Origin of the sequence: Sphaerisporangium sp. B11E5 (genome assembly GCF_039871875.1) — a bacterium.
Taxonomy (GTDB): Bacteria; Actinomycetota; Actinomycetes; order Streptosporangiales; family Streptosporangiaceae; genus Sphaerisporangium.
In genome coordinates this window covers 84828-92174 of the sequence record NZ_JBDPMD010000038.1, presented here as the reverse complement: position 1 = coordinate 92174, position 7347 = coordinate 84828, and the positions used below count along the sequence as shown (strand labels likewise).

The 7347-nt window shown below is 70.7% G+C and carries 3 protein-coding genes; 1 reads left to right on the top strand and 2 read right to left on the bottom strand.

What is annotated here, in order from left to right:
- Positions 1-910 (bottom strand): serine/threonine-protein kinase (locus ABGB17_RS28200; RefSeq protein ID WP_347634845.1); only part of this gene is annotated, 910 nt, incomplete at its 3' end.
- Positions 911-1292: 382 nt separating this feature from the next.
- Between ABGB17_RS28200 and dnaE the strand changes: the two genes are divergently transcribed.
- Positions 1293-4814 (top strand): DNA polymerase III subunit alpha, encoded by a 3522-nt coding sequence (gene dnaE, locus ABGB17_RS28195; RefSeq protein WP_347634843.1) that lies wholly within the window; start codon positions 1293-1295, stop codon positions 4812-4814.
- A gap of 47 nt (positions 4815-4861) precedes the next feature.
- Here the strand turns inward: dnaE and ABGB17_RS28190 are convergent, their stop codons facing one another.
- The gene (locus ABGB17_RS28190; protein WP_347634841.1) at positions 4862-7294 is read right to left on the bottom strand and encodes a transglycosylase domain-containing protein; all 2433 of its coding nucleotides are present in this window, start codon (positions 7292-7294) and stop codon (positions 4862-4864) included.
- Positions 7295-7347 lie beyond the last annotated feature (53 nt).

The window sequence follows — 7347 nt, the reverse complement described above, 5'->3', positions numbered from 1 at the left end:
GGGGTGGGGCGGTGGGTGGGGTGGGGAGGGGGGCGGAGGGGAGGGTGTGCTGGTGGGAGGTGGGGGTGGTGGTGCGGTCCTCCGCTATGGCGCGGAGCATTCGTTCGGCTTGGTCGGGGGAGAGGCGGCGGGTGGGGTCCTTTTCCAGGAGGCCGGTCAGGACGGCGTTGAGGCGGCCGGCTCTGAGGGCTGGTTCTGGCTGGTCGTTGAGCACGGCGTGCATGGTCGCCATGGCCATGCCTTTGTCGTGCGGGGGGCGGCCTTCGACGGCGGCGTACAGGGTGGCGCCCAGGGACCAGAAGTCGGACTCGCGCTGGGCGGGGTAGCCGCGGAGGCGTTCGGGGGCGATGAAGGCGGGGGTGCCGACCAGGCCCGTGCGGGTCATGGTGGTGTCGGTTTCCATGCGGGCGATGCCGAAGTCGGTCAGGACCACCCGGCCGTCGTCGGTGAGCAGCACGTTCTCGGGCTTGACGTCGCGGTGCAGCACGCCGGCGGCGTGGGCGGAGCGCAGGGCCTCCAGCAGGCGGAGGCCGATCTCGGCGACCATCCGTACGGGCAGCGGGCCGTCGTCACGCAGCACCTGGCCCAGGGAGCGGGAGTCGACGAGCTGCATGACGATCCACGGGCGGCCGTTCTCCTCGATGACGTCGTGCACGACCACGACGTTCGGGTGGGTCAGCCGGCCCGCGGCCCGCGCCTCGCGCAGCGTGCGGCGGTTCAGCTCGGCGATCTCGTCGTCCTCGGGGTCGCCGGGGTAGCGGACCTCCTTGACGGCGACGGCGCGGTCCAGCAACTCGTCGTGGGCGCGCCACACGATGCCCATGCCGCCCCGGCCGATCGGCTCCAGTAGCTGGTAGCGGTCGGCCACGCGGCGTCCCTGCTGTCGCTTGCCCGGCCGTGCTTCCGACATCACCCGGCGCTACCCCCTTTCAGGCGAATGAATCGTCCCATAGCGGCAGGCACGCGCAAACGCGAGAACCGCCCGCCCTGTCCGCGATCCGGGACGCGATGTCCAAATAGCGGACGTCGAAAGCCCTCCGGCTCTGTGATCAGCGGTTTCGCCGCGGCGGGCCGGTGGGAGCTCCAGGAAGGTGATCACCTGATCCGATCCCCGTCCCAGCTCGTCCCCGGTTTCCGCCCCGCGCCCCGCGGCGCGATGATGGGAGTGGGCCAGGCGGGCGAGGGCCGCGGGGTCACGATTGAGAACGGTGGTGCCGGTGTGCCGCGAGAGGCGGCGGCACGGCGTAGGCTCTCATCCGCCGCACCGGATCGAGGGGAGAGGGACGGCCCGCATGGCTGATTCGTTTGTGCATCTGCACGTCCACACCGAGTACTCGATGCTCGACGGGGCGGCCAGACTCAAGCAGATGTTCAAACAGGTCGGCGATCTCGGGATGCCCGCCATCGCGATCACCGACCACGGCAACATGCACGGCGCCTACGACTTCCACAAGCAGGCGACCGCGGCCGGCATCAAGCCGATCATCGGCATCGAGGCGTACGTCGCCCCGGCCTCGCGCCACCAGAAGAAGCCGGTGCTGTGGGGCGAGCCGCACCAGAAGCGCGACGACGTGTCCGCGGGCGGCTACTACACCCACATGACCATCTGGGCGAAGAACGCCACCGGCCTGCACAACCTGATGAAGCTCTCCTCCCGTGCCTACACCGAGGGCTTCGTGCGCAAGTGGGCCCGCATGGACGCCGAGACCCTCGCCGAGCACGCCGACGGCCTGATGGCCACCACCGGCTGCCCGTCGGGCGAGGTGCAGACCCGCCTGCGCCTCGGCCAGTACGACGAGGCGGTCGCCGCCGCGGCCCGCTACCAGGAGATCTTCGGCAAGGAGAACTACTACCTGGAGGTCATGGACCACGGCCTCGACATCGAGCGCCGGGTCCGCGACGGCCTCACCCGCATCTCCGCCGAGCTCGGCATCCCGCCGCTGGTGACCAACGACTCCCACTACACCTACGAGTCCGACTCCACCTCGCACGACGCGCTCCTGTGCATCCAGACCGGCAAGCAACTGTCCGACCCGGACCGGTTCCGCTTCGACGGCAGCGGCTACTACATCAAGACCGCCGACGAGATGCGCGCGGTCGACTCCTCCGACCTGTGGGCCGAGGGCTGCCGCAACACGCTGCTGGTCGCCGAGAAGGTCGACCCGTCCGGCATGTTCGGCTTCAAGAACCTCATGCCGACCTACCCGATCCCCGAGGGCGAGACCGAGGAGAGCTGGTTCCGCAAGGAGATCGCCCGCGGCATGGCCCGCCGCTACCCCGACGGCGTGGAAGAGGAGCACGCCCGCCAGATCGAGTACGAGATGAACGTCATCCTGCAGATGGGGTTCCCCTCGTACTTCCTCGTGGTCGCCGACTTCATCATGTGGGCCAAGACCAACGGCATCCGGGTGGGCCCGGGCCGCGGCTCGGCGGCGGGCTCACTGGCGGCGTACGCGCTCGGCATCACCGACCTGGACCCCCTGCAGCACGGCCTGATCTTCGAGCGGTTCCTCAACCCCGACCGCGTGTCCATGCCCGACGTCGACATCGACTTCGACGAACGCCGGCGGGCCGACGTCATCCGGTACGTCACCGAGAAGTACGGCGCCGACAAGGTCGCCATGATCGCCACCTTCGGCACCATCAAGGCGAAAGCGGCCATCAAGGACGCCGCTCGCGTCCTCGGCTACCCTTACGCCCTCGGCGACCGCGTCTCCAAGGCGTTCCCCCCGGCGGTGATGGGCAAGGACATCCCGCTGTCCGGCATCTTCGACAAGGAGCACCCCCGCTACAACGAGGCGGGCGAGCTGCGCAAGCTGTACGACGAGGACGTCGACGTCAAGGCGGCCATCGACCTCGGGCGCGGCCTGGAGGGCCTGATCCGGCAGACCGGCGTGCACGCCGCCGGCGTGATCATGTCCTCGGAGGTGCTGACCGACTACATCCCGATCATGCGCCGCGACTCCGACGGCGCGATCATCACGCAGTTCGACTACCCGACCTGCGAGACGCTCGGCCTGCTGAAGATGGACTTCCTGGGCCTGCGCAACCTCACGATCATCGACGACTGCCTGAAGATGATCGAGGGCAACACCGGCCAGGCCATCGACCTGCTGAAACTCCCGCTGGACGATCCGAAGACGTACGAGCTGCTCGGCAGGGGCGACACCCTGGGGGTGTTCCAGCTCGACGGCGGCGGCATGCGGTCGTTGCTGCGGCTGATGAAGCCCGACAACTTCGAGGACATCTCCGCGGTCGGCGCGCTGTACCGCCCCGGCCCGATGGGCGCCAACTCCCACACCAACTACGCGCTGCGCAAGAACGGCCAGCAGGACATCACCCCGATCCACCCCGAGTTCGAGGAGTCGCTGAAGGAGATCCTCGGCACGACCTACGGCCTGATCGTGTACCAGGAGCAGGTCATGGCCATCGCGCAGAAGGTCGCCGGGTTCTCGCTCGGCAAAGCGGATCTTCTGCGCCGCGCGATGGGCAAGAAGAAGAAGGCCGAGCTGGACAAGCAGTTCGAGTCCTTCGAGCAGGGCATGAAGGACAACGGCTACTCCGCCGCGGCGATCAAGACCCTCTGGGACATCCTGGTCCCCTTCTCCGACTACGCCTTCAACAAGGCGCACAGCGCCGCGTACGGCCTGGTGTCGTACTGGACCGCCTACCTCAAGGCCAACTACCCGGCCGAGTACATGGCGGCGCTGCTCACCTCGGTCAAGGACGACAAGGACAAGTCGGCGCTGTACCTCAACGAGTGCCGCCGCATGGGCATCAAGGTGCTCCCGCCGGACGTCAACGACTCCGACTTCGACTTCACCCCGCGCGGCACCGACGTGCGCTTCGGCCTGTCGGCGGTGCGCAACGTCGGCGGCAACGTCGTGGACGGCATCATCGCGGCGCGCGGCGGCAAGGGCCGCTTCGCCGACTTCAAGGACTTCCTGCGCAAGGTGCCCGCGCTGGTCTGCAACAAGCGCGTCATCGAGTCGCTGATCAAGGCGGGCGCGTTCGACTCGCTCGGCCACGAGCGCAAGGGCCTGCTCATGGTGCACGAGCAGGCCGTGGACGCCGTCATCGACATCAAGAAGAACGAAGCCATCGGGCAGGACTCGTTGTTCGGCGCCATCGACGGCGCCGAGGACCAGACGTTCGACGTGCAGATCCCGGTGGGGGAGTGGGACAAGTCCACCCTGCTGGTGTTCGAGCGCGAGATGCTCGGTCTGTACGTCTCCGACCACCCGCTGTTCGGCGTGGAGCACATCCTGTCGGCCGGCGCGGACTGCTCGGTGGCGTCCCTGCAGGCCGACGAGCGCCCCGACGGCCAGGTGGTCATCGTGGGCGGCATCCTCAGCGGCCTGCAGCGCAAGGTCACCAAGAAGGGCGACACCTGGGTCCTCACCAACCTGGAGGACCTGGAGGGCTCCATCGAGGTGATGATCTTCCCGTCCGCCTACCAGCTCTGCGCCACCGTGCTCGCCGAGGACGCCATCGTCTTCGTCAAGGGCCGCCTGGACAAGCGCGAGGACGTCGCCAAGATCGTCGCCATGGAGGTCACCGCCCCCGACCTCTCCCAGGAGGCGGGCGGCCCCCTGGTGGTCAGCCTGGCCCTGACCCGCTGCACCCCCCCGGTGATCGGCCGCCTGAAGGAGGTCCTCACCAGCCACCGCGGCACCACCGAGGTCCACCTGCAGCTCCACAACGGCTCCAAGACCACCGTCATGCGCCTGGACGACCGCCTGCGCGTCGCCCCGTCCCCGGCCCTCATGGGTGACCTCAAGCAGCTCCTCGGCCCGGCCTGCATCGGCGCCTGACCGTTCCGTCGCCCGGCGGCCACGGGACGACCAAGGTGGGCCGGCGCCTACTCGCGCCAGTACCCCGGGTCGTACGGCTCCGCGCCCTCGTAGCGGTCGTGCCGGTCGTAGGGCCCGGGGGCGCGGCGGCGGGGTGCGGGGAGCCCGCGTTCCCAGTCCCTGAGCAGGTCGTAGGCCTCCGGGTAGGGGCGGAACGGCCGGTCGCCGGGGTACCAGTGGCGGCGCAGGCGGCCGCCCCGGGCGGGGCGGTCCTCGCCGTCCTCCTCGTAGCGTTCGTCGCCGTCCCGGCGGCGGCCGTCGCGCTCGTCGGCGGGGTCGCGCCCGGTGAGCTGGTCCTCCGGGGCGAGGCCGGGGGTGGTGCCGCCGCCGAAGCGGGAGTGGTCGGGCGGGGTGAAGGACGTGGCGGGGACGTCGCGCAGCGCGCCCTCCATGGAGGTGACCCAGATGGGGCCGGGCAGGGTGGCGCCCTGGACGCCGCCGTAGGAGCGGCCGCCGATCTCGACGCCGTTCAGAGGGTGTTTGTAGGCGCCCCGGATGTCGCCCAGGCTGACCGCGGCGGCCAGCTCGGGGGTGTAGCCGGCGAACCACGCCGAGGTGTAGCCGTTGTTGGTGCCGGTCTTGCCCGCCGCGGGCCGGCCGATGCCCTGGCCGCGCATGGTGCCCCTGCTGAACACGCCGGACAACACGAAGTTCACCGCGTCCGCCACGCCCTCCTCGATCGGCGCGGAGCAGCTCGGGGACACCGTGGTGTGCCGGCCCCCGCGTTCGGTGATCGCCAGCACCGCCATCGGGCGGCAGTACCGGCCCCGCGCGCCGAACGTCGCGAACGCCGCCGCGACCGTCACCGGGTCCATCTCGTTCACCCCGAGGGTGAACGTCGGCACCTCCTTCAGCGGCTTGCCGTCGGCGCGGGCGACGCCGAGCGACCGGGCGGTGCGCACCACGTCGCACAGCCCGACGTCGCGCTCCAGCATCATGTAGAAGATGTTGACCGACTGCCAGGTGCCCGTGGCCAGGCTGTACGGTCCGCCGCGCCCCTCGCCGCCCGCGTTGTGCACCACGGCGTCCGGCACGCTGACGTTCTTGCCCGTGCAGTCGCGGTAGCCCGACGACGGAGAGAACGCCCCCGGCGTGTCGAACCCCTGGTCGAACCGCCACCCCTTGGCCAGCGCGGTGGCCAGCGTGAACACCTTGAACGTCGACCCGGCCTGGAAGCCCTGCCCGCCGCCGTGCGCGATGTCGGCCGCCAGGTTGAAGGTGGTGTGCGCCCCCTGGTCCTTGCCGCCGGCGTTGAGGCCGTACTTCTTGCTCGCGGCGATCGCCCGGATGCGCCCGGTGCCCGGCTCGACCATCGCCTCGGCCGCCACCTGGTGGTCGCGCGGGTGCACGTACTCGGCGATGGCCTTCTGCGCGGCGGCCTGCATGCGCCGGTCCAGCGTGGTGGTGATCTCCAGCCCGTCGCGGTACAGGCGGCGCTCCCGCTCGGCCCGGGTCTGCCCGAACGCCGGGTTGACGGCGATCTCCCGCTGCACGTAGAGGCAGAAGAACGGGTACTCGCTCTCGGCGCACCCCCCGGGCTCGGGCCGCAGGTCCAGCGCCAGCGGCTCCGCCTTGGCCGCCGCGGCCCGCGCCGGGGGCACCATGCGCAGTCGCGCCATGCGGTCCAGCACCAGGCCCCGCCGGGACCGCAGCCGTTCCCGCTGCTCGGGGCCGAGCGTGGGGTCGGTGACGGACGGCGTGCGCACCGCCCCGGCGAGCGTCGCGGCCTGCGCCAGCGTGAGCTCGGCCGCCGAGGTGCCGAAGAACCGCCGCGCCGCGGCCTCCACGCCGAAGGCGCCGCCCCCGAAGTAGGCGATGTTGAGGTACCGCACCAGGATCTGGTCCTTGGAGTACTTGCGCTCCAGCCCCATCGCGTACCGCAGTTCCTGCAGCTTGCGGCGGATGCTCGGCGCGCGGGCCGAGTCGCGTTCCCCGTCGGAGCGGGCGTTCTGCAGCAGGATGTTCTTCACGAGCTGCTGCGTCAGCGACGACCCGCCCTGCTTGATCTCACCGGCCCGGGTGTTGGCGATCATCGCGCGCAGCGTGCCCCGCAGGTCGAGCCCCGCGTGCTCGTAGAACCGGGCGTCCTCGATGGCGACGATCGCCTTCAGCATCACCGGTGCGATCCGCGTGATGTCCACCGACCGCCGGTTCTGCACGTAGAACTGGGCGAACTGCCGGCCGTCCTTGTCCAGCAGCCGGGTGCGTTCGGGCAGCGGCGCCTCCCGCAGCGCGGACGGCGTCTCGAAGAAGTTGCGCGAGGCGTCCCTGGTGAACACCCCGGCCCCGCCCACCGCCGGGAGCGCGAGGCCGGCCACGAGCACGCCGCCGGCCACGCCCGCGAGGCCCAGCACGGCGAGGCCCGCGGGCACGGGACGCTCGCGGCGCCGCGGCGCGGCCTCGCCGCCGGGCGTGCGGCGGCCGTCGGATCCCGAGGTCACGGCATAGAACGTGCGACCACCGGAACGGAGGCAAACGCCCGCCGTGCGAAACT